Raw genomic sequence first — 26,462 nt, forward strand, 5'->3', positions numbered from 1 at the left:
CATGAGCACGACCGCCACCGGGCCCCGCCCCGCCCACCTTGCCGACACCGCCACCGGGCTGCCGATTCCCGGCGAGCCGTCCTTCGCGTCGTACGAGGAGGCCCGCCGGCACCGCAAGCAGCGGCTCGCGGCCGCGCTGAGACTGTTCGGCAAGTACGGGTTCGGCGAAGGGATATCCGGTCACATCTCCGTGCGCGACCCCGAGCACGGGGACTGGTTCTGGGTCAACCCGTTCGGCGTCTCGTTCCGCCGGGTGCGCGTCGCCGACCTGATCTGCGTCGACTCCACCGGACACGTCGTCAGCGGCCGCCACCCGGTCAACCCCAGCGCCTTCGTGATCCACTCCCAGATCCACGAACTCCACCCGGGCGCCACCGCCGCCGCCCACGGCCACACCCCGCACTCCCGCGCCCTGGGCGCGCTGGGCCGGCTGCTGGAACCCCTCGACCAGGAATCGGCCGCGTTCTACGGCCTCCAGGTGCTCTACGGCGACTACCAGGGCCCCTCCGTCTCGGTGGCCCAGGGCCGCGCCATCGCCGAGAGCCTCGGCGACCACCGGGCCGTCCTGCTGCGCCACCACGGGCTGATCACCGTGGGAGGCTCCCTGGACGAGGCCGTGCACTGGTTCCTCACCTACGACGGCTGCGCCCAGGTGCAGCTGCTCGCCCACGCCGCCGGCACCCCGCAGACCCTCACCCACGAGCAGGCCCTGGCCGCCCGTGAGGGTTTCGGGGACGAGCAGCTGGGCCGGTTCAGCTTCCAGCTGCTGTGGGACGAGATCGTCGCCGAACAGCCCGACCTGCTCGAGGAGTAGCCGACGAGCCGACGTCGGCAGCCTCCCCTCCGTACGGGCTCTCCGTACCGCGTGTCCACCGCCGCGCCGGCTCCGGCGCCCCGCACCCCACCGAAGGAAGCGCTTTGTCTGCTTTGCGATGGCTCACCGCCGGCGAGTCGCACGGGCCGGCCCTGACCGCCGTGCTCGAAGGACTGCCGGCCGGTGTGCGGACCTCCACCCACGAGGTCGCCGACGCCCTCGCCCGCCGCCGCCTGGGGCACGGGCGCGGCGCGCGCATGAGGTTCGAACGCGACGAGGTGGACTTCGTCGGCGGGATACGGCACGGCCGTACCCTCGGCAGCCCGATCGCCGTCCGCGTCGGCAACAGCGAGTGGCCGAAGTGGGAGACCGTGATGGCCGCCGACCCGGTCCCCGCCGCGGCACTGGCCGGCCAGGCGCGCAACGCCCCCCTCACCCGCCCCCGCCCCGGCCACGCCGACCTGGCCGGCATGCAGAAGTACGGGTTCGAGGACGCCCGCCCGGTCCTGGAGCGGGCCAGCGCCCGCGAGACCGCCGCCCGCGTCGCGCTGGGCAGCATCGCCGAGGCCTTCCTGCGACAGGCGTACGGGATCGGACTGGTCAGCCACGTCGTGGCACTCGGCGGACAGCGCTCCGCGTCCCCCGCACTGCCCGGCCCCGAGGACACCGAACGGCTCGACGCCGACCCCGTACGCTGCTTCGACACCACGGCGTCGGCGGCCATGGTCGCCGAGATCGACCGGGCGCACCGGGCCGGTGACACCCTCGGCGGCGTCGTCGAGGTCGTGGTCCGGGGACTGCCGCCGGGCCTGGGCTCGCACGTGCACTGGGACCGCCGGCTGGACGCGCGCCTGGCCGGCGCCCTCATGGGCATCCAGGCGATCAAGGGCGTCGAGTTCGGGGCGGGTTTCGCGCTCGCCGCCGTCCCCGGATCGCGGGCGCACGACGAGATCGTCCCCGCCGACGGCGGCGGTGTACGCCGCGCCAGTGGCCGCTCCGGCGGTGTCGAGGGGGGCATCTCGACGGGCGAACTCCTGCGGGTACGCGCCGCGATGAAGCCGATCGCCACCGTGCCGCGGGCCCTGGCCACCGTCGACACGGCCACCGGCGAGGCCGCCGTGGCGCACCACCAGCGGTCCGACGTGTGCGCGGTACCGGCCGCCGCCGTGGTCGCCCAGGCCGTGACCGCCCTGGTGATCGCCGATGCCGCCCTGGAGAAGTTCGGCGGCGACAGCGTGCCGGAGACCGCCCGCAACCACCGTGCCTATCTCACCCACCTGGCCGTCGAATGAGGCAGACCGTGACCCTTCCCCTCCAGTCCTCCCCCACGTCCACCACCCTGCTCTCGGCCGGCCCCGCGCCGTATCCCGTCGTCGTCGGCAGCGGACTGTCCGAGCAGGCCGGGCGCCTGCTCGGGCCGGACGTGCGGCGCGTGGCGCTCGTCCACCCGCCGAAGCTGGCCAAGGCCTCCCACCGGATCGGCGGGGACCTCGAGCGCCACGGCCGCCAGGTGCTGCCGCTGGTGGTGCCGCCCGGCGAGGGGGCCAAGGACGCCGGCGTCCTCGTCTACCTGTGGTCGCAGCTCGCCGAGTCCGGCTTCACCGGCTCCGACGCCGTGGTCGCCCTCGGCTGCGGCGCCACCGCCGACCTCGCCGGTGTCCTCGCCGCCACCTGGCGGGGCGGCATCGCCCTAGTCCTGGCCCCCACCACACCGGCGGCCATGGTCGGCGCCGCGGTCGGCGGACGCGCCGCCCTCAACATCCCGCAGGGCAAGAACCTGGTCGGTGTCCGGCACGAGCCGGCCGGTGTGGTGTGCGACCTGGACCTGCTGGCCCGGCTGCCGCGTGCCGACTACACCGACGGCCTCGCCGAGGTCGTCAAGGCGGGCTTGATCGGCGATCCCGCCCTGCTCGACCTGATCGAGGACGACCCGCGGGCGGCCGCCGACCCGGCGGACGGGCGGGCCCGGGAGCTGATCGAGGGCGCGCTGCGCGCGAAGGCCGCCGTGGTCGCGGACGCCGCGCCGGGCGAGGGCCCATGGGAGTTCCTCGACTACGGCCACCCGCTCGCCCACGCCGTCGAACACGCCGAGAATTACCGGGTCGGACCCGGCCGGGCCCTGTCCATCGGCATGGTGTTCGCCGCCGAACTCGCCCGCGAGGCGGGCCGGCTGGACACCGGGCACGTGGCACGGCACCGGGCCCTGCTGGAGTCCCTGGGGCTGCCGGTGTCCTACCCGCGCTACGCCTGGGAGCGGCTGCGCACGGCGTTCGCCGCGGACGGGGGCACGGCCGGTGGCGGTCCTCGGCCCAGGTTCGTGGTCCTCGACGCGCCGGGCCGCCCCGGCGTGCTGGCGGACCCCGCGGCGGAGCTGCTGGACGCCGCGTACGCACGGGTGGGCACGTGACGGGGTCCGCGGCCTGGCAAGGCGCCGGGGCCGGGGGAGGCACCTCCTCCGCCCCCTGTCCGGACGACCGTCCCGTGGCCGGTGCGGGGCAGGTGGCCCTGACCGGCGTGGACCCCGAAGCCGATGTGCTCGCCGACCTCTCCCACGAGGTCCTGCACTCCCTCGCCCGCCGCGACCAGAGGCGCAGTGGTGAGCTGTACATCCGGGGCCTGCTCACGGCGAGCGGACGCAAGACCATCCGCAACATCGCCTCGCACACCGGGGTACCGGCCGACGCCCAGCGGCTGCACCACTTCATCAGCGACTCGACCTGGCACTGGGGCCCGGTGCGCGCCGCGCTCGCCCGCCACATGGCCGCCCTCGCACCGCCGCGCGCCTGGGTCGTGCACACCGCGACCCTGCCGCGTACCGGACACGGCGGGGTGGGGACCGATCACATCGCCGACCCGCGCACGGGACGGTCCCGCACCGCGCAGCGGGCCGTCGGCCTGTGGGCCGCCTCCGAGCGGGGTGGTTACCCGGTCGACTGGCACCTGCGGCTCAGCTCCCGCTGGCTGGGCGACGCCCGGCTGCGCGAGCAGGCCGCGATCCCGGCCGGCACGGTCGCCCTGGACGCCCTCGAGGCCGGTCTCGAGATGGTCCTGGACTCCGCCCGTACCGTGGGGGCACCGCACCGCCCGGTCCTCCTGGACGCCCGGCAGGCCCCGGCCGGCCGGGTCGCCGCGCTGCTCGGCGACGGGGACTTCCCCTGCCTCCTGCGCATCAGCGGCTCGCAGCTGCTGACCCCGCTCACCGCCGACGGCCGCGGCACCGGCCGTGTCATCACGGCCCGGCAGCTGGCGGGTGGCCTGGCGCCGCGGCGCTTCGGCCTCGTACGCGCTCCCGGCCTCTGGACGGGCCACCACGAGGTCGCCCGGGTGCCGTGCCGGGCGGCCGACACCCCGCCCGGGCCGCAGCGCCGACAACTGCTGCTGGCCCAAAGGGACGTGCTCAGCCCGCTGCACACCGCCTTCTGGCTCACGGACCTGACGGACTGGCCCACCAGTGCCCTGGTCCAGCTGGCCGCCGCCTCGGCGCGGGTCGCCCGGGACGCGTCGGGTCCCGGGCGCCGCACCGGCCTGTACGACTTCGAGGGCCGCACCTTCGCCGGCTGGCACCGCCACGTCACGCTCGCCTCGGCCGCCCATGCCGCCGCCTTGCTCCTCCACCCCCGGGAGCGGGGCGAGTCCCGCCGACCGGCATCCCCCGCCGGCCGCCGGCTACACCCGAAGGAGCCACGATGAGCACAGCACCCCCCGGACCGCCGGCCCACTGGACCGTATCCGCCCCGATGACGGCGCCCCGCCCGCCCGGACAGGACGAGGAGCAGCGCTCGGGCGTGCTGCCCGGGAAACCGGCGGTGCCCGGAGCCGCCCGGGCGGCCCGGCACGGAGCTCCGCGGTGACCGCCGCGCTGCTCACCGCGTCCCCCGCCCGGGACGTGACGCCCGGCAGCCCACTCGACGGGCTGCTGCACACCCACGGCACCCACGAGGCGGACGGCTCGGTGCCGTCGTATCCCCTGTACGACGCCCATCTGCGCGTACTGGCCCGGCGGGGGCGCCCGGTCGCGGAGGCGCTCGCCGAACTGGTCGTCCACGGCGCGCGCCGGGCCGCCGACCGGCTGCGGCCCCGTTACGAGGCCTCCGGTCGCACCGACGGCCATGTCTGCGCCGCCGTCCCCGTCTCCCTGGCCCACTCCCCCGGTGCCACCGAAGCAGGCGCGCGGGCCCTGCACGCAGCTGTCGGCCGGCCCAACCTGATGATCAGCGTCCCGGCCACCGAGCCGGGGCTGGCGGCGATCACCGCATGCCTGTCCGCGGGCATCGGGGTGCACGCCGTGTCCGTCGTCTCCCTGGAGCGGTACGCCCGTCTGGTCGACGCCGCGCTGACCGGGCTGGAGCGTGCGGCGGACGGCGGCCTCGACCCCGCCGCCGTCCCGTTGGCCGTCTCCCTGGCGACCGGCGCCCTCGACGGGGCGTCCGCCCGCCGCCCGGGTGAGCCGGGAGCGGACGCGGGGCCAAAGCGGCCGGTGGGCCTGGGCGCCGCCACCGTCCACCTGGCGCGCCGGATGCGCGAGGAGATCCACGGCTCGGAGCGCTGGCGCGCGCTCGCCGGGCTGGGCGCCCGCCCGCACCGGCTGTCGTGGGACCTCCCACCCGGGCCGCACGCCCACGACACCACGCACACCCGTGCCTGGCGGATCCTCGACGCGCTGCCCTCGTACGGCCTCTGCTACCGCGAGCTGACCGCCGCCGCGGAAGCGGCCGACCTGGCCCGCGCCGCCCACCGGCAACGACGGACGGCACACCTCGTGGGGACCGCCCTGCTGGGAGCGCCGGCAGAACCGTTCCTCACCAGCGAACAGGGACGGGGGTGAGTCCTGGACCCGGACCTGCGCGGATACCGGCCGAGCGGCCGTAGTGGGGGCATGTCATCCGTGCCGGCGCCGCAGCGACCAGCTTCCGCCGGGGACGCCCGCGCAGGCGAGCCCGTCGGCCCGGGCGGTAGGGCTCTGCGGCTGTACCGGGAGGAGTTCCGGCGCCGTCTGCCCTCCGGCCTCGGAGCTGCGCGGGCCCGCGGGCGGGGTGGTGGAGCCGCCGGCCACCGCCGGGTGGTCCGGGCTGCGTGCCTTCGGCCTCGGCAACGAGCGGCAGCGCATGAGCGAGTACCGCACCGTCCGCGCCGGAGGCAGGCGTGGGGACCTGTGCGCCCTGCTCGACCGCGGCCTCCTGTTGCGGCTGTGGCCCACCCCGCGGATCCTCGTCCCGACCACGGTCCGCGGCGTGTGGGAGGAGGCGTTCCCGGAGCTGCGGGCGCCGGCGGACGCCCCCGCCGCGCGGCCGCTCACCCAGCGCCGCCCGCACGGGGGCGCGTCCGCCGCGTGGTCCTCCCCGACCTGCACGCCCGTCTCCTCGCGGACGTCCTGTCCGTCGGTTCCCCCCATCCCCTGGTGATCACGGGCGGCTACGCCGTCGTCCGGGCCCGCGAACTCCTCGCCCGCCCGGGCCGTGACCTCGACGTCGCCACCGGGAACCCGGTGCCCACCCGCCCGGCCACCGGGGAGACCCGCGGGGTGGACGTCCTCAAGGAGGTCTTCCTCCGCCCCGTCGCCTCCGGTTCGTACGATTCCGTTCGCGCCGAGGAGGACGTGACCGGCACCAGGCCGGTGCCCTTGGCGGAGCGCGGTCCCGCCCGCGACGTGCTGGACGTCTTCGCCGCCTCCCGCCGCCGGACCTCCGCCGTCCCCTCGTGCGTGCCACCGGCCGCACCCTGACGCGCCGAACTCTCCACCGTCTCCGGGCTGTTCGATTTCATACGGGCTTCATCGAACTCTCCGATAGAGCTACAATACCAGCATGCAGGTATGTTTCTCTGTGAGGTGACGGTCGCACCCGCGCGGGTGGCACGGTTCCGTCCCGCAGCCACGGATGGAGGCTGATGCGGTGCCACGCATCGACGAGTTGAAGCCGACGCACGCCATGTCCGTACCTCTTCGTGTCGGCCACGGCGGGGTGCAGATCGTCAGGGGGCACTACGAGCCGATCGCCGGGACCGTGCGGACCCACCAGTTCGGCGGGGTGCGGGTGGCACTGGTCAAGGGCGACGGACCCGCCGAACTGATCCGCCCCGCCCGGCAGATCGACACGCGCACGGCGGGCTGCCTGCGCGTCGTACGGCCGCTGACCGGCACGGTCTGGGTGTTCCAGGACGGCCGGCACGCGATCGTCCGCGCCCCGAACCTGGTCTGCTTCGACAGCACCCGCCCCTACAAGGTGGTCATGCCGGAGAACTTCCGCCTGGTCGACATCATGGTGACGCACCGTCTGGTCGGCCTGACCGCCCACGACGCCGAGCCCCTGACGGCCCGGCCGTGGTCCGGCGCCGAAGGGCTCGCCGCCCTGCTGTCCTCCCTGCTCGACGGGCTCGGCAGGCACGGCAGGGAGGTGGAGACCGCCGTCGACCTGCTCGGCGGCAGCGTCGTGGGACTGACCGCGGCGCTCTTCGCGGAACGCATGCGCGAGGTCGCCGAGGACCCGCAGATCGCCCGCCAGACGCTGATGCTGAACGTCCAGACCTACGTGCGCGAGCGGCTGGCCGACCCCGGGCTGAGCCCGGTGACGATCGCCCGCGAGCACAACATCTCCCTGCGCTACCTGCAGAAGATCTTCCAGGAGCACGGGATCAGCCCTGCCCGCTGGATACGCGACGAACGGCTCTCCCGCTGCCGCAGCGAACTCGCCGACGCCTCCCTGGACCACCTGCCCGTCGCGCTCATCGGGGAGCGGGCCGGACTGTACGGGGCGTCCCACTTCAGCCGGCTCTTCCGCGACCGCTACGGCATCACTCCCCGTGAATACCGCAGAGAGCGGGACGGCTCATGACCGCGGCAGACCTCTCCCCGGGGGAGCTCTCCCCGGGAGTCCTCTCCCCGGCGGGCCCCTCCCCGGCGGACCTCTCCCTGCTCGACGGCGGGACCGCCCCGCGCCCGGAGTGCGCCACGCTCGGCACCGCGCTCGTACGGGCCTCGCTCGTCCCCGCCCCCGCGGGGATGTGCTTCGTCGGCGCCGACGGCGGCGAGACCCACTGGAGCTACGCCCGTCTCCTCCGGGAGGCGGCCCGCACCCTCGGCGGGATGCGGGAGGCCGGGGTCCGCCCCGGCGAACGGGTCGTACTGCACATCGCCGACGAACCCGAGCTGCTGACCGTGTTCTGGGCGTGCGTACTGGGCGGATTCGTCCCGCTGCTCGTCGGCACCGGCGGCCACCGCGACGCCGCACCCGGCCTGCTGCACTCCGTGTGGGACCGCCACGGCCACCCCCGTGTCGTCACCGGCCGGGACCAGCGGATCCTCGCCGCCACCCGGACGCACCCCGCCTGGGGCAGGGCCTGGCTCGGCCACCCGCACCACCTGCGCGCCGCCGCCCCCGACCACCACCGGCACCCGGCCGGCCCCGACGACCTCGCGGTCCTGCTGCTCACCTCCGGCTCCACCGGCGCGCCCAGGGCCGTGACGCTCACCCACCGCAACATCCTCAGCCGCAGCGCCGCCACCGCCCGCGCCAACGGACTCGGCCGCGCGACCCGCACCGTCAACTGGATGCCACTGGACCACGCCGGCGGGCTGCTGCTGTTCCACGTGCGGGACGTCTACCTCGGCGCCTACCAGGTGCACGCCCGCCGGGACTGGGTCCTCGCCGACCCGCTGCGCTGGCTCACCCTGGCCGACCGGCACCGGGCCTGCACCACCTGGGCGCCCAACTTCGCCTTCTCCCTCGTCAACGACCAGGCGCACCGGCTCACCGGCCGGACCTGGGACCTCAGCCGCCTGCGCTACCTCATGAACGGCGGTGAGGCCGTCCACGCCTCGGTGGTCCGGCGCTTCATGGAACTGCTCGCCCCCTTCCGGCTGCCCGGCGACGCCATGTTCCCCGGCTGGGGGATGTCCGAGACGGCGGCCGGCGTCGTCGACTGCCGCCTCTCCGACCTGAACACCGCCGACGGCCGCTACGACCGCTGCGTACCCGCCGGACGGCCCCATCCGGGCACCGCCGTACGCTGCGTCGATGACCGCGACGAGCAGGTTCCCGCCGGAACCGTGGGTCACCTCCAGGTGAGCGGCCCCTCCGTCACCGCCGGTTATCTCGACGACCCCGAACACACCCGCCGCTCCTTCACCGCGGACGGCTGGTTCCGCACCGGGGACCTGGCGTTCGTCAGGGACGGCGTCCTCACCGTCACCGGCCGCGCCGGGGACCTGATCGAGCACGGCGGGGTGCGCTGTCACAGCCATGAGATCGAGGCAGCGGTGGAGGAGCTGGACTTCGTCACCCCGTCCCACACCGTGGCCTGCCCCGTCACCGGCACCGCCGGCGACGAGCTCGCCGTCTTCTACCACCCACGCCCCGGCACCCCGCCGGACCGGGCGGAGGCCGCCATCCGCGCCCGCGTCACCGCCGGTCTCGGCCTGACCGTGACCCGCGTGGTGCCGGTGGACACCCAGGACATCCCCAGGACCGGCATCGGCAAGCTCCGCAGAGCCCGGCTACGGCAGTGGTACGAGGCAAGGGACGGCCGCACCGACCGCACGGACACGGACCGCCGCCCCACCGCCGTCGTGAACGAGGCGCCCGCACCGCAGGCAGGAAAGGAAGTCAACGTCATGACAGACACGGCACGCCACGCCGCGGACGGCGGTGCGCTGAGGATCGGGGTGCTCGGCCCGCTGGACATCAGCTCGCAGGACGGGGGCCGGGACGAGGACCGCACACCCACCGCGCCGATGACCCGGCGCGCCCTGGCGATGCTGCTGCTCAACGCCAACCGCCTGGTCTCCACCTCGACCCTGATCGATGAACTGTGGGAGACGGAACCGCCGCGCCTGGCCCGCAAGACCGTGCAGACGTACGTCTACCAGATGCGCAAGGCGCTGCGCTGCCCCGGGGATCCGGTCGAGCGGGTGCGCACCGGGCCGGGCGGCTACCGCATCGACCTCCGGCCGGGGGAACTGGACCTGTGGGAGTTCGAGCACGGGGTCGCGCGCGCCCGCACCGCGCTCGACGAGGGCGATCCACGCACCGCCGCGACCCTGCTGCGCCAGGCGCTCGCCCTGTGGCGCGGCGAACCGTTCGCCGGGCTGGAGACGGGAATGCTGCTCGGCGCGCAGATCGCCCAGATCGCCGAATCCCGGCTCGGCGCACTGGAGCTGCGCATCACCGCCGACCTGCAACTCGGCCGCCACCGCGGCCTGGTGGGGGAGCTGCGCCAGCTCACCGCGGACCACCCGCTGAACGAGGAGTTCGCCGCGCAGCTGATGCTCGCCGCGCACCGGTCGGGGCAGCGTGCCACCGCCCTGGAGGCCTTCGCGCGGCTGCGCCGCCGGCTCGTCGACGAACTGGGCATCGAACCGGGCGAACGACTCCAGTGGCTCCAGCGGGACGTACTGAGCGAGGTGCTCCCCGCACCGGAGCCCCTCCCCCTCACGGCACCCGCGCGGACGGTGGCCGCCACCCCCGGGCCCCCCGCACGCCCCACACAGCCCGCCCACGGCCGACTCCCCCTGGACACACCGGACTTCACCGGCCGCACCCGGGAACTGGCCGAGCTGTCCGCGCTGGCGGGCGGCGACGGGCACCGGCACGGGACACCGCCGGGAGGGCACGGTGCGGGCCCGCGGGTCGTGGTGGTGCTGGGCCCGGTCGGGGTGGGCAAGACCGCGCTCGCCGTGCACGGGGCGCACCGGCTGGCAGGGGACTTCCCCGACGGGGTGCTGCACGCCCGGCTGCACGACGGCGACGACCGCCCGCGCACGGCGGCCTCCGTACTGCGCGGACTGCTGCGGGACTGCGGCACGGGCCCGGCGGAACTGCCCGACGACACCGACGAACTCGCCGGGATGTTCCGGGCGTTCAGCGCCGGACGGTCCCTGCTGGTGCTCCTGGACGACGCCGCGGGCACCGACCAGGTACTGCCGCTGCTCCCGGCCGACGACGCGAGCTTGGCGCTGGTGACCTCCCGGGTCCGGCTGCCCGGCCTGCCCGGCGCCCGGTCACTGCAGCTGGGGCCGCTGTCGGCCCAGGACGCGGCCGCCTTCTTCGCGGGCGTCGCCGGTCCCGAGCGCATGGCCGGCGGGCCGGGCGCCCTGGACAAGGTGGCGGAACTGATGGGCCACTACCCCCTCACCCTGCGCGCCGTGGGCGAGAAGTTCGCGGCCCGCCCCATGTGGACGCTCCCCGACCTGGCCCTCGGCCTGGTCCATGACGGCCATCTGGCGGCGGAGCTCCACGACGAGGCCTGCGACGTACTGGCCCGCGCGTCCGCCGCCGTAGCCCGGCTGCCCGCACCGCTGCGCCGGGCACTGGCCCTGCTCGCATCGGCCGGAGCGGCCCCCTTCGACATGGAGCGGGCCGGCCGGCTGCTGGCCGGCGACGCGTGGACCGTGCAGTCCCTGATCGGCCGGCTCCTCGACCACCACGTGGTGGTACGGCTGGACCATCCCGACCCCTCCACCCTCGTCCTGCGGGTCCCGGACCTGATCCGCCTGACCCTGCCCTCCCCCGACGACGCCGAACTCCACATCCTCCCGGGCACCGGCCGCGAACTCGACGGCCGCACGGTCTCCGGGGTCCTGACCTCGGCCGGGTGACCGCGGTCAGGACCCCCACGACCGGCAGTCATGGCCGGCCACCGGGGACAGGGAGGCGGCACCAGGTGGCGGCCCCGTCGTTGCCGGTTCCCCGGGTACCGCCGTGGGCGGCGGTGAGGCGGTCGGCGGGGAAGGGGCCACGACCGCTTGCGGCGCCGGTGCCGGCGTGGCGGACGACCGGTGGTGGGGTTGCCGGTTGAGGTTGCCGGTATGGACGGGCCGTACGCCGCGTACAGGTGAGGTGGTCGCCACACGATGCGGTGAATGCGGTCACCACACCTCCCGCCGGGCCAGGTCATTGGCCGGGGCTTCACCCCGCCTGGACCGGACGGGTCCACCGTGAGCGAGGCGGGGCCCGTCCGGGCACGCCGGTACGGCCCGGTCCAGGTGAGGAGACGGTATGCGGCATGACGAGCACGACAGGGCACCGGCCCGCTGGTTGATGGTGCCCGCGGGGGTGGAGATCGACCTCGATCCGCCGTGCGGGTCCGGCCGGCCCGGAGGCCGGCGCCCGGGTGAGGAGTACGCGGCGCGGCACGCGGTCGTCTGCCGTCGTTGCGGCGCACCGCAGCCGTCGCGCGGCGGGGCCTGAGGAGGAAACCGGCCCCCGCCGCCGGGGGTCGTGGCGGGACAGCGGCACCCGCGCGGAGACGGGCCGAGGCCCGCGCCGCGGTGAACGGTCTCCGGGTTCCTCCACTGCCTCAGGGGCGTGGGGGAGCCCTCTTCGCCGGGCCATTCGCGCAGGCCGCCGCCAACCCCCTCCACCGCCTATGACCTGCACGTTCACCACCCCTTGGTCCCCCCTTGGACGCCCCGGCCGAGGCTGCCGGAGCAGGTAGTCGGGAACGAGTGGCGAGGTGGGGACGGAATGCAGACCAGGCTGCACAGGCGCACCATGCGGGGCGAGCTGTTTCCCCCGGCGCGGGGGACCTCACCGGGGAGCGTGCTGGAGGAGCTGAGCGCGGTGCTCTTCGAGTCCCTGCCGCGCAGTGACCAGCGGCGCCGGGGCGTGGAGTACGTACAGGGCCTGCTCGGTGTCGAGGGGCGCAAGTCGATACGGAACATCTCCTCCCTGTTCGGCGGGGAGGCGGCGGAGCAGAGCCTGCACCACTTCATCAGCGGCTCCACCTGGGACTGGAGCCCCGTCCGCCGCGCTCTCGCCCGTCACCTGGAGGAGATCCTGCCGACCCGGGCCTACCTGCTGCGGCCGATGGTGATACCCAAGGCGGGCGACAACTCGGTCGGTGTGGACCGGCGGTTCGACCCCGGCCGCGGGCAGATGATGAACGCGCAGCAGGCCGTCGGCGTGTGGGCGGTCTCGGAGGAGCACAGCACCCCCGTCAACTGGCGTCTGCACCTGCCCGAGGCCTGGCTGGAGGACGCCACCCGGCGCCGGCAGGCGTCGATCCCGGAGAGCGCCGCACCCGAGACCATGGACCAGTGCTGCGTGGAGGCCTACTTGGGCATCGTCCGGGACTGGGGTCTGCCGGCCCGGCCGGCCGTCATGGACGCCCGCCAGGCCGATGTCCCGGCCGTCGTGAGCCGGCTCCAGGCCGGGGGCGCGCCGATGCTGCTGCGGGTCAGCGCCAACCTGCGGCTGACCGCGACCGACCCGGGCCTGCCCCGTACGGCGACCGAGGCGGAGATGACGGCGCACCGGTTGATGCTGGTGGCCCGCCCGCTGCGGCAGCCGGTCATCCAGCGCGGGCCGGACGGGGGCGGGGTGCACGCGGGCCTGACCGCGGCCGTGCGGGTGCGGCTGCCGCTGCGGGGCGCCCGCCGGCCGTCCCCGAGGGGCGACCTGGTGCTCCTCGGCGTCGGCGAGAACGGCGGGCGCTGGCCGGGCGAGCTGTGGCTGACCGACCTCGCCGATCTGCACCCCGCCCAGTTGCTGCGGCTGACCCGGGTGACCCGGCGCGTGGAGCGGGACTTCGCCGGGATCGCCGAGCGGGTGGGGATCAAGGACTTCTCCGGCCGCTCCTTCAGCGGCTGGCACCGGCACGCCACCCTCGCCTCGGCCGCCCATGCCGTCGCGGTGCTGTCCGGCACGGCCGAGCAGCCGGCGGAGGCGACCCGCATACCCGCGTGAGCGCCGGAAGGCCCCGGGGAGGGCCGGGAGGGCGGAGGCGCCCGGGTGCACCAGGAGCGCCGGGGACGGCGGCGCAGTGTACGGACAGGTAAAGGATCTGGCGGAAACTCGTCGCCCGTTGTGTCAGCTCACCGGCCGGTCCGGCCGGTGAGCTGACGGACTCCGCGGGGCAGCTGACGGATTGCCGGGCCGGTCTTTGGCGACCCCCGAAGCGGCGGCACACGATCGGCGGACCGATCCCGACCGAGTGTCCGAGGAGTCACCATGGCCAGCCAGCCACAGGCCGCAGCCAGGCGTGCGGGCACGTCCGCCGCCGTCACGGAACCGTCGCGCGCCACGACCGGGAACAGGGTCGTGGCGCGTACGGAGAGCGGGCTGGTGGCCGGCGAACGCTCAGGCCGCGTCGCTGTCTTCCGCGGTGTCCCCTACGCGGCACCGCCGGTGGGTGCCCTGCGTTTCGCCTCCCCCCGGCCGCCCGTGCCCTGGACCGGTGTGCGTGAGGCGGTGCGGTTCTCCGACGTGTCCTTCCAGAGCGCCGTCCCCAACCGGCCGGTGCCGCCCGGCAGTGAGGACTCGCTGTACGCCAACGTCTGGACGCCCGGTCCCGGCGGCAGCCGGCCTGTCCTGGTCTACATCCACGGCGGCGGCTGGCAGGCCGGGGCGGGCAGCCTGCCCGTGTACGACGGGGGCCGGCTCGCGGACCGTGGCGATCTGGTGGTCGTCACCTTCAACTACCGCCTCGGGGTCCTCGGGTTCGGCCTGCACGAGGAGCTCGCCGACCCGGAGAGCGGGCACTTCGCCAACTGGGGGCTGCAGGACCAGCAGGCGCTGCTGCACTGGGTGCACGCCAACGCCGCCGCCTTCGGCGGGGACCCCGGGAACATCACCGTGTGCGGCACCTCCGCGGGCGGCGCCGCGGCCTGGCAGCTCGCCCTGCTTCCCGAAACGCGTGGCCTGATCCGGCGTATCGTGCCGATCAGTCCCAGCCATGTCGCCCCGCCCGCCACCTCGCTGACGCCGCAGGACTCCCGTACCGCCTACGAGGCCGTCGCCCGCCGGCTGGGCACCACCGTCGCCGGACTGCGTACGGTGCCGGCCGCCGCGCTCGCCGGGGCGTGGGAGGAGATCTTCGCCCCGCGACCCGAGGAGCGGATCGTCGGCAGCGGGCGCTGGTACCGCGGTCCGGTCCTGGACGGCCGCACCCTGCCCGCCCACGACCATCACCTGCCGACGCCGGACATGCCGGTGCTGTCGGTCCACACCAGCACCGAGGGCTCCTTCTACACCGGCCCCGGCTCCCCGCAGCCCGCACCCGCCCCGCGCGACGACACCGAGCTGAGGCGGGTCGTACGCGAGGTGTTGGACCTCGGCCGGCCGGGCGCCGGTGACGATCTCGCGCGCGCCTGCGCCACCGCCTACCGGGACGCGGCCCGCGACGCCGGGCTGCCGGACGACCCGCTGTCGCTGTGGACCGAGATCCTGGGGGACGCGTTCTTCCGGCACCAGATCGTCCGGTTCGCCGAACGCCACGCCCGGTCCGGCACCAGTCCGCTGTACGCGATGGAGTTCGCCCACCCCGTGCTGCCGCCCCACTTCGGCACCCCGCACGAGGCGACGTCACCGTTCCTGTTCGGCACCCACCGGCTGCCGCAGCTCGCCCCGGTCTTCGGCGACTGGCCCGTCGAGCGGCTGCTGTCCGACATCCTCGCCGACGCCGTGGCCGCCTTCGCCCGTACGTCCGTCCCGCGCACCCCGAACACGGCCGACTGGCCGCCGTTCACCCCCGGCGCACCCAGCACGCTCGTCCTCGGCGGGCCCCGCATCGCCGAGGTCGCCCGCACCCCGAAGCTCGCCCAGCTCGGCTTCTGGGACACCGTCGGCTGGGAGCCCCGCCTCTGACCCGCCGTCAGTCGTCACGCACGGCGCATCGCACGGCGCATGGACCGGCTCCTCCTGCGGAGCCGGTTTCCCTACCATCCGCTTTCCCCACCCTCCGCGCGCCCGCATCCGTGGCCGCATCGATCACTCTTCGCATCTGGAGACCTTCGTGGACAACTCCCTTGTCGATATCGAACTCAAGTTCGCCCCACAGCAGCCGGACTGGGACGACCCGGCGCAGGTGCGCCGGGTCCGGTCGGACCTCTCGAGCCGGCCCCCGCTGGTGCGCGGGGACGACGTGCGCACCCTGCGCCGCCAGCTCGCCCGGGTCGCGGCCGGCGAGGCCCTCGTGATCCAGGCCGGAGACTGCGCGGAGAACCCCGACGAGAGCTCCGCCGGGCACGTCGCCCGCAAGGCGGCCCTGCTCGATCTGCTGGCCGGTGCGCTGAGACTGGTCGCCGGAAAGCCGGTGCTCCGCGTGGGCCGCATCGCGGGACAGTTCACCAAGCCGCGTTCGCAGTCCACCGAGCAGGTCGGCGGTCTCGAACTCCCCGTCTACCGCGGCCACATGGTCAACGACCCCGTCCCCACCCCCGAGGGCCGCCGCCCCGATCCGCTGCGCCTGCTGACCGGCTACATGGCCGCCGACGACATCATGCGCCACCTCGGCTGGAGCGGGCCGTCCGCAACGGACCGCATCGATCCGGCGATGTGGACCAGCCATGAGGCGCTGCTGCTCGACTACGAGGTCCCGCTGCTGCGCAACGAGCACGACGGGACGCTGCTGGCCTCCACGCACTGGCCGTGGATCGGGGAGCGCACCCGGCAGCCGGACGGCGCGCACGTCGCCCTGCTGGCCGGTGTGACCAACCCCGTGGCCTGCAAGGTCGGCCCGAGCACCACCCCGGAGGACGTGCTCGAGCTGTGCCGGCTGCTGGATCCGGGGCGCGAGGCGGGACGGCTCACCCTCATCGCCCGCATGGGTGCCGACACCGTCGCCGACGCGCTGCCCCCGCTGGTCGAGGCGGTGCGCGAGGCCGGCCACCCGGTGATCTGGCTGACCGACCCGCTGCACGCCAACACCGTGACCACCCCCGGCGGGTTCAAGACCCGCTACGTGGAGGCGGCCGAGCGTGAGGTCGTCGCGTTCCACCGGGCGGTCGTGGACCACGGCGGCGTCGCCGGCGGTCTGCACCTGGAGGCGACCCCGGACGCCGTCCTGGAGTGCGTGGCCGACGCGGCGGAGGCGGACAGGGTCGGCGACGCCTACGAGAGCTTCTGCGACCCGCGGCTCAACGCCGGCCAGGCCGTCTCCGTGGTGTCCGCCTGGCACCAATGAGCCGCACCGGACGTGACAGTCCCCGCCCGCACGGCATGTGAAGGAGGAACGCACGAATGCACAGTACAAGCGAGAGCAGACTGGCCCTGGTCACCGGCGCCGCCGGCGGCATCGGCACGGCCGTGGCCCGTGTCCTCGGTGAACGGGGTGTCGCGGTGGCCGCGGTGGACCGGGACGCCGGACAGCTCGACGAGGTGACCGAGAAGATGGGCGCGGACGGGCTGCCGGTGACGTCCTTCACCGCGGACGTCACCGACAGCGCCGCGGTGGAGCGCGTCGTCGGTGAGATCGAACAGCGCCTGGGCCCCGTCGACTACCTCGTCAACGCCGCCGGCGTGCTGCGCCTGGGCGAGGTGAGCACCTTCAGCGACGACGACTGGAACAGCACCTTCGCCGTCAACACCACCGGCGTCTTCCATCTGTCGCGCTCCGTGGTGGGCCGCATGGTGGCACGCGGGCGCGGCGCCGTCGTCACCGTCGCGTCCAACGCGGCCGTGACGCCCCGGTCGGGGATGGCTGCGTACGCGGCCTCCAAGGCGGCCGCGGAGATGTTCACCAAGAGCCTCGGCCTGGAAGTGGCCCGGCACGGCATCCGCTGCAACATCGTCGCGCCCGGCTCCACCGACACGCCGATGCTCAGCTCGATGTGGCAGGACGCGTCCGGCCCGCACGCCACCATCGCCGGGAACCCCGAGGCGTTCCGGGTCGGGATCCCGCTGGGCAAGCTCGCCCGGCCCGCCGACGTGGCGCACGCCGTCGCCTTCCTGCTCTCCGACGAGGCCGCCCACATCACCCTGCACACCCTGACCGTCGACGGCGGGGCCGCCCTGGGCGCGTAGCGCCCGGCCGGGCGCGGCCGGTGGCCCGTACCGGCCGCGCAGCCCCCGCGCCCCTTCCGGGCGCGATCCGCCGTGACGAGAAGCGACGAGAAGTGATGAGAAAGGACACCGAGCCCCTCATGACCGGCCTTCCGCCCATCGAGTCCTACCCCCTGCCGACCGCCTCCGAGCTGCCGGCGAACACCGCACCGTGGACCCCCGACCCCGGCCGGGCGGTGCTGCTCGTCCACGACATGCAGCGCTACTTCCTCCAGCCGTTCCCCGAGCCGCTGCGCGGCGCGCTCGTGGACAACGCGGCCCACGTGCGCGAACGCTGCGCCGACCTCGGCATCCCCGTCGCCTACACCGCCCAGCCCGGCGGCATGACCACCCACCAGCGTGGCCTGCTGAAGGACTTCTGGGGGCCGGGCATGCGTCCCGCGCCCGCGGACCGCGCCGTGGTCGACGCCCTCGCTCCCCGGGACGGGGACTGGCTGGTCACCAAGTGGCGCTACAGCGCCTTCCACCACACCGACCTGCTCACCCGGATGCGTTTCCACCAGCGCGACCAGCTCATCGTCTGCGGGGTCTACGCCCATGTCGGCGTGCTGATCACCGCCGTGGAGGCGTTCAGCCACGACATCGAGACGTTCCTGGTCGCCGACGCCGTCGCCGACTTCGACGAGAGCCGTCACCGGATGGCCGTCGAGTACGCGGCCGCGCGCTGCGCGGTCGTCACCACCGCCAAGGAGGTCCTGGCATGACCGGCACCCGCGCGGGCCGCCCGTACGAGGGCGGTCTGCTCGACGAGATACTCGGTCCCACCCCGCCGCCGTTCGCCCTGCTGCACCGGCCCGAGGCCACCGGACCCGGAGTGCTGGACCTCCTCGTCGGGGAGGTGTTCCACCCCGGGACCCTGGCCGGCATCCCGCTGCCCGAGCCGTCCGGACCCACCGGCGCCGCGCGACACGACGTGCTCGCCCTCGTCCCCTACCGGCAGATCGCCGAGCGGGGTTTCACGGGCCACGACGACGGCACCCCGCTGGTGGCGCTGAGCGTCACCCGGCAGGAGACCGCGCCGCTGGCCGCCGTACTGCAACGCCTGCCCGACGAGTCCATCCGCACCACCGGAGCCCGCTTCGACGTCGACGACGACGCCTACGCGGAGACCGTCCGGCGGATCATCGACGACGAGATCGGCACCGGCGAGGGCGCCAACTTCGTCATCAAGCGGACCTTCACCGTCGACATCTCCGACTACACCCCGCGCAGCGCCCTGACCTTCTTCCGGCGGCTCCTGGAGCACGAGAAGGGGGCGTACTGGACGTTCGTCGTGCACACCGGCGAGCGCACCCTGGTCGGTGCCACGCCCGAGCGGCACATCAGCGTGCACGACGGCACCGCGGTGATGAACCCGATCTCCGGCACCTACCGGTACCCGGCGGCCGGCCCCACCCTCCCGGAGGTGATGGACTTCCTCGCCGACCGCAAGGAGGCCGACGAGCTGTACATGGTCGTCGACGAGGAACTGAAGATGATGGCCCGGATCTGCCCCGGGGGCGGCCGGGTGACGGGCCCCTTCCTCAAGGAGATGGCCCGGCTCGCGCACACCGAGTACTTCATCGAGGGCGAGACCGCCAGCGATCCCCGCGAGGTGCTGCGCGAGACGCTGTTCGCACCGACGGTCACCGGCTCCCCGCTGGAGAGCGCCTGCCGGGTCATCGGGCGGTACGAGCCGGAGGGCCGCGGCTACTACAGCGGCGTCCTCGCCCTGATCGGCCGGGACGCCGCCGGCGGCTCCGCCCTGGACTCCGCGATCTGCATCCGCACCGCCGACATCGACGCGCGGGGCACGGTGCGCATCGGCGTCGGGGCCACGCTGGTACGCCACTCCGACCCGCTGTCCGAGGTGGCCGAGACCCACGCCAAGGCCGCCGGGCTGCTCGCCGCCCTGGAGGGTGCGGGCGCGGCCCGGTTCGCCGCCCACCCGGAGGTGTGCCGGGCGCTGCAGGCGCGCAACGCCACCATCGCCGGGTTCTGGCTCGCGGACGGGGCACGCCCGGCCGGGCAGACGGCCCTGCCGCCGGGCCGCAAGGTCCTGGTGGTGGACGCCGAGGACACCTTCACCTCGATGATCGGGCACCAACTGCGCTCGCTGGGACTGGAGGTGACGGTCAGACGCTTCGACGAGCCCTACCACGTCGAGGGGTACGACCTGGTGGTGATGGGGCCCGGCCCGGGGGACCCGCGCGACCTGGGCCATCCCAAGATCGCCCACCTGGACGGCACGATCGCGCGGCTGCTGGAGGAGGGCCGGCCGTTCCTGGCCATCTGCCTCAGCCACCAGGTGCTCAGCCGCCGTCTCGGCCTGGACCTGATGCGCCGGGCCGTGCCGAACCAGGGCGTCCAGCGGGACATCGACCTGTTCGGGCGGCGGGAACGCGTCGGCTTCTACAACACGTTCACCGCCGTGAGCTGCGAGGACAAGACCGAGGCGGAGGCGGCCGGTGTCCTGGAGATCGCCCGCGATCCCGGTACCGGGGAGGTCCACGCGCTGCGCGGCGCCCGCTTCGCGTCGATGCAGTTCCACCCCGAGTCGGTGCTCACCCAGAACGGCGTCGCCATCACCGGCGACCTGGTGCGCTCCCTGCTGGGCGCAGCCGTGCTGGCGCCGGCCGCGTGAGGGGGGCTGCGGGACCGGCCGGTGCCCGGTCCCGCAGCCGCCGGCCCTGTCCCCCGGCCCCGGCTCGGGGCCGACGCCCCTGTGCCGCACGGGCCGGCAAACACCACCGACACGCCCCTGCGGGGCAGCCGGCGGCCGTTCCGGTACGCCGACAACCAGCCCGGCCCGGCCGCCATATGACGTACTCCCCCGGAACCTGACGGGTTCCGCCCCCGGCCTTTGCCGGTTGCCGGGCGGGATCGGGAGCATCGGCCTGCGCGGGAAGGCCCGAACTCTCATGGAAGGGTCACACATGATCACCACGGGCATGGCCCGGTCCGGCCGGACGAGTGCAGGCACAGCGATCCTGGGAACGGGATCCTGTCTGCCCTCCCACGTCGTCGGCAACGACGAAGTGGCGGCCGCCGCCGGGGTCACCGACGAATGGATCCGGACCAAGACCGGAATACGCAACAGGCGCCGGGCCAAACCGGACGAGGCCACCTCCGACCTGGCCGTGGCCGCCGGACGGGCCGCGATGGAGGCCGCCGGCATCGTCGCCGCCGACCTCTCGCTGATCGTGGTCGCGACCTCCACACCCGACCAGCCGCAGCCGCCGACCGCCAGCGTGGTCGCCGACGGCCTCGGCGCGGGCCACGGCACCGCCGCCTTCGACGTCAACGCCGTCTGCAGCGGCTTCGTGTTCGCGCTGAACGCCGCCCAGCACGTCCTCGCGGGCTCCGACTCGCCGTACGCGCTGGTCATCGGCGCGGACGTGTACTCCCGCATCCTCGACCCCGCCGATCGGCGCACCGCCATCCTCTTCGGTGACGGTGCCGGAGCGGTGGTGCTCGGCCCGGCCCGGCCCGGGCGCGGCCTACTGGCCGGACGGCTGGCCGGGTTCGGCGCCGAACGCGATCTGATCGAGGTGCCGGCCGGCGGCAGCCGTCTGCCGGCGAGCGCCGAGACCCTGGCCGCGGGCCTGCACTACTTCACCATGAACGGCCGCGGCGTACGCGACTTCGTGAACTCCACGGTCGCCCCGGCGATCACCGGCTTCGTCGAGGATGCGGGATTCAGCCCCCGCGCCGTCGACCACTTCGTGCCGCACCAGGCCAACGGGCGGATGCTCGAGGACCTCTCGGCCACGGTCGGTATCACGGCCGGTCACACCCGCTTCAGCTACGAGGACTTCGGCAACACCGGAGCCGCCTCGGTCCCCGTCACCCTCGACCGGGCGGTCCGCTCGGGACAGCTCGACGACGGGGACCTCGTCCTGCTGGCCGCTTTCGGCGGCGGCATGGCGATGGGCCTGTCGCTGCTGCGCTGGCAGCACAACCACCCCTCACACAGCACCACACGCGCCTAAGGAGACAGCGATGTTGGACGGCATCATGGAGGACTATCTGCGCCGGATCGGCGCGACGCGGCCCGAGCGCGCGGACCTCGAAGGGCTGCGCCACCTGATGGAGCGGCACATCCTGACGGTCCCCTTCGAGAACCTCGGCTACCACCTCGGCGAGGAGATCTTCATGGACGAACGCGTCCTGGAGAAGATCGTGCGCGACCACCGCGGCGGCGGCTGCTTCGAGGTGAACCCCGCCCTGTCGTTCCTGCTGGCCTCGCTCGGCTACGAGGTCGACATCCTGCCGGGCTGGGTGCACCGGCCGGGCGGCGTCCTCGGCCCCTTCCTCGGCCACCTGGCGCTGCGGGTGAGGGCCGACGGCGAGGACTGGCTGGTCGACGTCGGCTTCGGCCGCAACAGCCGCTTCCCGCTGAATCTGGCCTCGCGCGAGGTACAGCATGACCCGCACGGCGACTACCAGCTGCACGACGTGAGCGACGGCGTCGTCGACATCCACCTCGGCGGCAAGCCCCTGTACCGGGTCGCCGACCGGCCGGTGACGGTCGCCGACTTCGCGCCCGCCCTGTGGTGGTACCGCACCTCGCCCGACTCCTCCTTCCTGCAGGGCCTGTTCTGCTCCATGCGCACGCCCGACGGCCTGGTCACCGTCAAGGGCAACAAGCAGGTGAGCATGGTCGCCGGCGAGGAGCGTTCCAAGTTCACCCTCGACAGCGGGGCGGAGGCCCTGGAGGCGTACAAGAAGTACTTCGGCATCAGCCTGGACCGGCTGCCCGACGAGCCCGCCGGGGGCGTCACCGCCGGCGTGCGGACGGATTGAGCACGATGGCCGACCACACCCACACCACCGGGCCGGCCGCCGGCACGTCCGATCTGGACGTCCTGGTCGTCGGTGCCGGGCCCACCGGTCTGCTGACCGCCGTGGAACTGATGCGCCGCGGCATACGGGTGCGGGTCATCGACCGCGCCGAGCAGCCGTCGACCACGCCCAAGGCGCTGTCCGTGTGGCCCCGCGCGCTCGACATCCTCGAGGACGCGGGGCTCGCCGACGGCATCAGGCGCGAGTCGGGCCTGGTCAACCGGCTCAGCTACTTCTCCGAACGCACACCGCTCGCCTCCTTCGCCCTGACCGAGGACACCGCCTGCCGGGTGCTGCCGCAGCACGTGACCGAACGGCTGCTGGCCGAGCGGCTGGCCGAGCTCGGCGGCAAGGTGGAGCGCGGGGTGCGGCTGCTGGCCCTGGAGGGCGTGGACTTCTCCGGCGACATCGGCGCGAGCGACGGCGTCACCGCCGTGGTGGAACTGCCCGGCGGGGGCCTCGACCGTATCCGTGCGCCCTTCGTGGTGGGCGCGGACGGCGCCGGCAGCGCGGTCCGCGGCCAGCTCGGCATCGGCTTCCAGGGCAGTACGTACGAGATGGCCTTCGCGCTCGTCGACGCGCGGATCGAGGGTGAACTCCCCCCGGACGAATGCCTGTTCTACCAGGCGCCCAGCGGTGCCCTGGTCGTCGTGCCGATGCCCGGCGGCGTCTACCGGTTCCTGTCCGTCATGCCGCAGGGCCGCCACGAGGTCTCCCTGGAGATGATGCAAGGGCTCCTCGAGGAGCGCGGGCCGCGCGGGGTGCGGCTGACTGAGGCCGTGTGGCAGGCGGTCTTCCGCGTGCACGCCCGCCACGCCTGCGACTTCAGCGTCGGACGGGTCTTCCTCGCCGGCGACGCCGCGCACGTGCACAGCCCGGCCGGCGGCCAGGGCATGAACAACGGCCTGCAGGACGCCCAGAACCTGGGCTGGAAGCTGGCCGCCGTCATCCGCGGCGAGTCCCCGGCGTCGCTGCTCGCCGGCTACGGCGCCGAGCGTTCGGAGGTCACCCGTCAGATCGTGCGCGACACCGATCTGCAGACCCGTGCCTGGGTGGCGAACAGCCGGGCCAAGGTCCTCGCGCGGGACGCCGTCTTCAAGCTGCTCGACCGCACCGGGGCCGTCTCACGGTTCTACACCCCGGTGATGGCCGGGCGGCGCCTGGCCTACCCGCCGGTGCGCGACACCCAGCTCCCCTCGGGAGCCGCCGCCTGCCGGGTGCGGGGCCGGGTCCCGGGCGGACTGAAGGACGGCGCCGTCTTCCCGCGGCGGCCCGCCCTGGCGTACGGCATCAGCGGGCCCGGTGCCGACCCGCACGCCTGGACCCTGGTCCTCGCGCCGCCGTCGAAGGCCTGGCGGGCGGAGGCGGGGCACGTCGTGGCCCGCCACGGCGGGGCGGTGCGCACCGTGGTGCTGCGGCGCCGCGAGAGCGCCTTCGCCACCGGCTGCCGCAGCGCCGGCTACTGGCTGGTGCGGCCGGACGGGCACATCGCCGCACACGGCCACCGGGCCGACCTCGGCCGCCTGGAGGCCGAGCTGAGGCAGGCGCTGACCGGCACCGGCCGAAACAGGCGCTGACCAGGTGGAACAGGCCCGCCCGGGGCGACTTGACATTAAAAGAGGCGGGCCCTTCTGGCGGACATCGCGGATGCGTAATGTCCAGGACATGAAGCTGCGAGAGGGCGTGGAATGGGCGGTGCACTGCTGCATCAACCTGTCCTGGCTCGCCCCTGACAGGGCGGTGCCGGCCGCGAGGCTGGCCGAGTTCCACAACCTGCCCGCGGCTTATCTGAACAAGCAGTTGCACGCTCTGGGACGAGCGGGTGTCGTCTCGGCCCGCTCCGGCCCTCGTGGCGGATTCCGTCTCGGCCGCGAACCGGAGAAGATCACCCTGATGGACGTGGCGGTCGCCATAGACGGATCGGCACAGGCCTTCCTGTGCACGGGCATCCGTCACCAGGGACCGGCCGGCGGCATCGCCGGCCCGGCCGGTCGCCGCACCCCCTGCACCGTGGCCCAGGCCTTCTCCCACGCAGAACTGGCCTGGCGGCACCAGCTGGCGAGCCGGACGATCGCCGATCTGGCGGACGCGGTCCGGCAAGCCAACCCCGCGGCACCGGACCACGTACGCAGCTGGTTCGACCGCACCTGAACCAAGAGCGCACTCCCTGTACGCGTCGGGGCCGTCCCCCGGCGATGGCGCCCCGTGCGCCTGTCGAATCCCTGACCCCGTAGTGAAAGGCACAGTCATGCCGTCTTCGGCCACAGGCGCCGCCACCGAGGCGCCGCGCCGGCGCCTCGGACTCCTCCTGGCGCTGCTGGCGTTCGCCCAGCTGATCATCTCCATCGACTACAACATCGTCTACGTCGCCCTCCCCGAGATCGGTGAAGGGCTCGGGTTCTCCGCCCAGACCCTGCAGTGGGTGATCAGCGCCTACGCCGTCGCGTTCGGCGGGTTCCTGCTGCTCGGCGGCCGGGCCTGCGACCTGTGGGGGCCGCGCCGCATCTTCATCCTCGGCCTGTCCCTGTACGGGGTGTCCTCGCTGCTCGGCGGCCTGGCCACCGACCCGTGGGTGCTGGTCGCGGCCCGCGCGGTGCAGGGCGTCGGCGGCGCGTTCCTCTTCCCGGCCACGCTGACCCTGGTCTCCACCAAGTTCGCCGAGGGCAAGGAGCGCAACCGCGCCTTCGCCATCTGGGGCACCGCCGGCGGTTCCGGCATGATCCTCGGCTCCCTCCTCGGCGGCGTCCTCACCGAGGCGTTCGGCTGGGAGTCCGTCTTCTACGTCAACGTCCCGCTGGCCGTCCTCGCGATCCTGGCCGCCCTCCCTCTCATCGCCCCCGACGCCACGGGCGGCAGCCGCCGCTCCTTCGACCTGGCCGGTGCGCTGACCTCCACCGTCGGTACCACCTCGGTCGTCTTCGCCCTGGTCCAGGGCCCGGAGTCGGGCTGGGGCTCGCCGCTGATCGTCGGCGCGCTCGTCCTCGGCGCGGCCCTGCTGGTGTCGTTCGTCCTGATCGAGAAGCGCAGCAGCGACCCGCTGATGCCGCTGCGCCTGTTCCGCAACCGCAACCTGAGCACCGGCGCCGGGATCACCTTCTTCTACATGGCGACCTTCGGCACCCTGCTCTACTTCCTGACCGTCTACTTCCAGGGCGTGCACGGCTACAGCGCGCTGGAGACGGGCCTGGCGTTCCTCGTCCCGATGGTCGCCATCGCCATCGGCGCCCAGACGGCCGGCCGCCTGGCCACGAAGTACGGGCTGCGCGCCATCATGATCGCCAGCCTGGTGGTGGGCCTCGTCGGGACCGTGATCCTGGGCCTGACCCTGGCCACGGACAGCTCCTACGTCGCCCTGATCCCCGGCATGGTCGTCATGGGTCTCGGCCAGGGTGCCGGCTACACGCTGATGTTCGGTGCCGCCACGGTCGGCGTCGACCCGATGGAGCAGGGCATCGCCTCCGGTTGGGCCTCCACCACGCAGCAGATCGGCGGTGCGGTCGGTCTGGCCGTCCTGGTCGCCGTCGCCAACTCCGGCCTCGAGGGCCTCACCGGCGAGGCGCTGCGCTCGGCCACCACCGACGGACTGCGCACCGCGGTGTTCATCGCCGCGGCCGGCATCGCCCTGACCGCGCTGGTCGCCCTCGGCTTGGACAAGCCCAGGAAGCGGACCGTCGCCCAGGGCGGGGAGCCCACGGCCACCACCTCGGAGAAGCCCCAGGCCGTCCAGGTCTGACCCCCGCTCCGGTCCGCCCATCCGGGCGGGTCGGCCGCCGGCCCCCGCACCACTCGTTCCCCCGCGGGTGCGGGGGTTCGGCATGTCCGCCCCCGGCCGACGGGGCATCAGGCCGGCACCACGGTTCCGCCGACGCGCGGGGGTGGTCCGGCGCGCGGGGACAGGGCAACCCGCCGCATTCACACCAGACTTCGGTCCGGCCGCTCCTCGCCTTCCCCGTTTGCCGCCGGCCACCTCCATCACGGTGGTGATCGCGCCGCCGTGTCCGTCCGGTGCGCCCGGCACCGCCGGGTTCACTGCCTTCAAGAGGTGCGGG

22 protein-coding genes are annotated in these 26,462 nt (G+C 74.3%); all 22 read left to right on the plus strand.

Going from position 1 to position 26,462, the window contains the following annotated elements; all coding sequences use genetic code 11:
* Position 1 precedes the first annotated feature (1 nt).
* Positions 2–814: a class II aldolase/adducin family protein gene (locus IE118_RS29910; protein WP_189561224.1), complete on the plus strand. Its 813-nt coding sequence runs from the start codon at positions 2–4 to the stop codon at positions 812–814.
* 104 nt (positions 815–918) lie between these two features.
* Positions 919–2,106 carry a chorismate synthase gene (aroC, locus tag IE118_RS29915; RefSeq protein WP_189561225.1) on the plus strand — a complete coding sequence of 396 codons (1,188 nt, stop codon included), beginning with the start codon at positions 919–921 and terminating at the stop codon, positions 2,104–2,106.
* Positions 2,107–2,114: 8 nt separating this feature from the next.
* On the plus strand, positions 2,115–3,221 hold the full coding sequence (locus tag IE118_RS29920; RefSeq protein ID WP_221345344.1) for a 3-dehydroquinate synthase family protein: 1,107 nt from the start codon (positions 2,115–2,117) through the stop codon (positions 3,219–3,221).
* A gap of 74 nt (positions 3,222–3,295) precedes the next feature.
* The gene (locus IE118_RS29925; RefSeq protein WP_189561227.1) at positions 3,296–4,504 is read left to right on the plus strand and encodes an IS701 family transposase; all 1,209 of its coding nucleotides are present in this window, start codon (positions 3,296–3,298) and stop codon (positions 4,502–4,504) included.
* Positions 4,501–4,665 (plus strand): hypothetical protein, encoded by a 165-nt coding sequence (locus IE118_RS29930; protein WP_189561228.1) that lies wholly within the window; start codon positions 4,501–4,503, stop codon positions 4,663–4,665. The genes IE118_RS29925 and IE118_RS29930 overlap by 4 nt, the downstream gene beginning before the upstream one ends.
* On the plus strand, positions 4,662–5,639 hold the full coding sequence (locus tag IE118_RS29935; RefSeq protein WP_189561229.1) for a transaldolase family protein: 978 nt from the start codon (positions 4,662–4,664) through the stop codon (positions 5,637–5,639). Before IE118_RS29930 ends, IE118_RS29935 begins: the two co-directional genes overlap by 4 nt.
* A gap of 280 nt (positions 5,640–5,919) precedes the next feature.
* Complete coding sequence (locus IE118_RS29940; RefSeq protein ID WP_189561230.1) at positions 5,920–6,216, plus strand: hypothetical protein; 297 nt, start codon at positions 5,920–5,922, stop codon at positions 6,214–6,216.
* A complete protein-coding gene (locus tag IE118_RS29945) occupies positions 6,144–6,536 on the plus strand; it encodes a hypothetical protein (RefSeq protein WP_189561231.1) in 393 nt (130 codons plus the stop codon). Before IE118_RS29940 ends, IE118_RS29945 begins: the two co-directional genes overlap by 73 nt.
* 169 nt (positions 6,537–6,705) lie before the next feature.
* Positions 6,706–7,644 carry a helix-turn-helix domain-containing protein gene (locus tag IE118_RS29950; RefSeq protein WP_189561232.1) on the plus strand — a complete coding sequence of 313 codons (939 nt, stop codon included), beginning with the start codon at positions 6,706–6,708 and terminating at the stop codon, positions 7,642–7,644.
* On the plus strand, positions 7,641–11,405 hold the full coding sequence (locus tag IE118_RS29955) for an AMP-binding protein (protein ID WP_189561233.1): 3,765 nt from the start codon (positions 7,641–7,643) through the stop codon (positions 11,403–11,405). Before IE118_RS29950 ends, IE118_RS29955 begins: the two co-directional genes overlap by 4 nt.
* 400 nt (positions 11,406–11,805) lie before the next feature.
* Positions 11,806–11,997: a hypothetical protein gene (locus IE118_RS29960; protein WP_189561234.1), complete on the plus strand. Its 192-nt coding sequence runs from the start codon at positions 11,806–11,808 to the stop codon at positions 11,995–11,997.
* Positions 11,998–12,273: 276 nt separating this feature from the next.
* Positions 12,274–13,494: an IS701 family transposase gene (locus IE118_RS29965; RefSeq protein ID WP_229847001.1), complete on the plus strand. Its 1,221-nt coding sequence runs from the start codon at positions 12,274–12,276 to the stop codon at positions 13,492–13,494.
* A 264-nt stretch (positions 13,495–13,758) separates the two neighbouring features.
* A complete protein-coding gene (locus IE118_RS29970; RefSeq protein WP_189561235.1) occupies positions 13,759–15,393 on the plus strand; it encodes a carboxylesterase/lipase family protein in 1,635 nt (544 codons plus the stop codon).
* Positions 15,394–15,541: 148 nt separating this feature from the next.
* A complete protein-coding gene (locus IE118_RS29975; protein WP_189561236.1) occupies positions 15,542–16,711 on the plus strand; it encodes a 3-deoxy-7-phosphoheptulonate synthase in 1,170 nt (389 codons plus the stop codon).
* Positions 16,712–16,767: 56 nt separating this feature from the next.
* A complete protein-coding gene (locus IE118_RS29980) occupies positions 16,768–17,550 on the plus strand; it encodes a 2,3-dihydro-2,3-dihydroxybenzoate dehydrogenase (RefSeq protein ID WP_189561237.1) in 783 nt (260 codons plus the stop codon).
* A gap of 119 nt (positions 17,551–17,669) precedes the next feature.
* Positions 17,670–18,293 (plus strand): isochorismatase family protein, encoded by a 624-nt coding sequence (locus IE118_RS29985; protein WP_189561238.1) that lies wholly within the window; start codon positions 17,670–17,672, stop codon positions 18,291–18,293.
* Entirely contained in the window at positions 18,290–20,212 is a 1,923-nt protein-coding gene (locus IE118_RS29990; protein WP_189561239.1) for an anthranilate synthase family protein, read from the plus strand. The genes IE118_RS29985 and IE118_RS29990 overlap by 4 nt, the downstream gene beginning before the upstream one ends.
* Before the next feature lie 292 nt (positions 20,213–20,504).
* The gene (locus IE118_RS29995; protein ID WP_229847002.1) at positions 20,505–21,560 is read left to right on the plus strand and encodes a 3-oxoacyl-ACP synthase III family protein; all 1,056 of its coding nucleotides are present in this window, start codon (positions 20,505–20,507) and stop codon (positions 21,558–21,560) included.
* Between the two features lie 10 nt (positions 21,561–21,570).
* Entirely contained in the window at positions 21,571–22,374 is an 804-nt protein-coding gene (locus IE118_RS30000; RefSeq protein ID WP_189561240.1) for an arylamine N-acetyltransferase family protein, read from the plus strand.
* 5 nt (positions 22,375–22,379) lie between these two features.
* Complete coding sequence (locus IE118_RS30005) at positions 22,380–23,990, plus strand: FAD-dependent oxidoreductase (protein WP_189561241.1); 1,611 nt, start codon at positions 22,380–22,382, stop codon at positions 23,988–23,990.
* A gap of 88 nt (positions 23,991–24,078) precedes the next feature.
* Positions 24,079–24,564 (plus strand): RrF2 family transcriptional regulator, encoded by a 486-nt coding sequence (locus tag IE118_RS30010; RefSeq protein ID WP_221345343.1) that lies wholly within the window; start codon positions 24,079–24,081, stop codon positions 24,562–24,564.
* Between the two features lie 97 nt (positions 24,565–24,661).
* Positions 24,662–26,146, plus strand: a complete 1,485-nt coding sequence (locus tag IE118_RS30015) for an MFS transporter (RefSeq protein ID WP_189561242.1) — start codon at positions 24,662–24,664, stop codon at positions 26,144–26,146.
* The last annotated feature ends 316 nt before the right edge of the window (positions 26,147–26,462 follow it).

Origin of the sequence: Streptomyces pilosus, from assembly GCF_014649835.1 — a bacterium.
Taxonomy (GTDB): domain Bacteria; phylum Actinomycetota; class Actinomycetes; order Streptomycetales; family Streptomycetaceae; genus Streptomyces; species Streptomyces pilosus.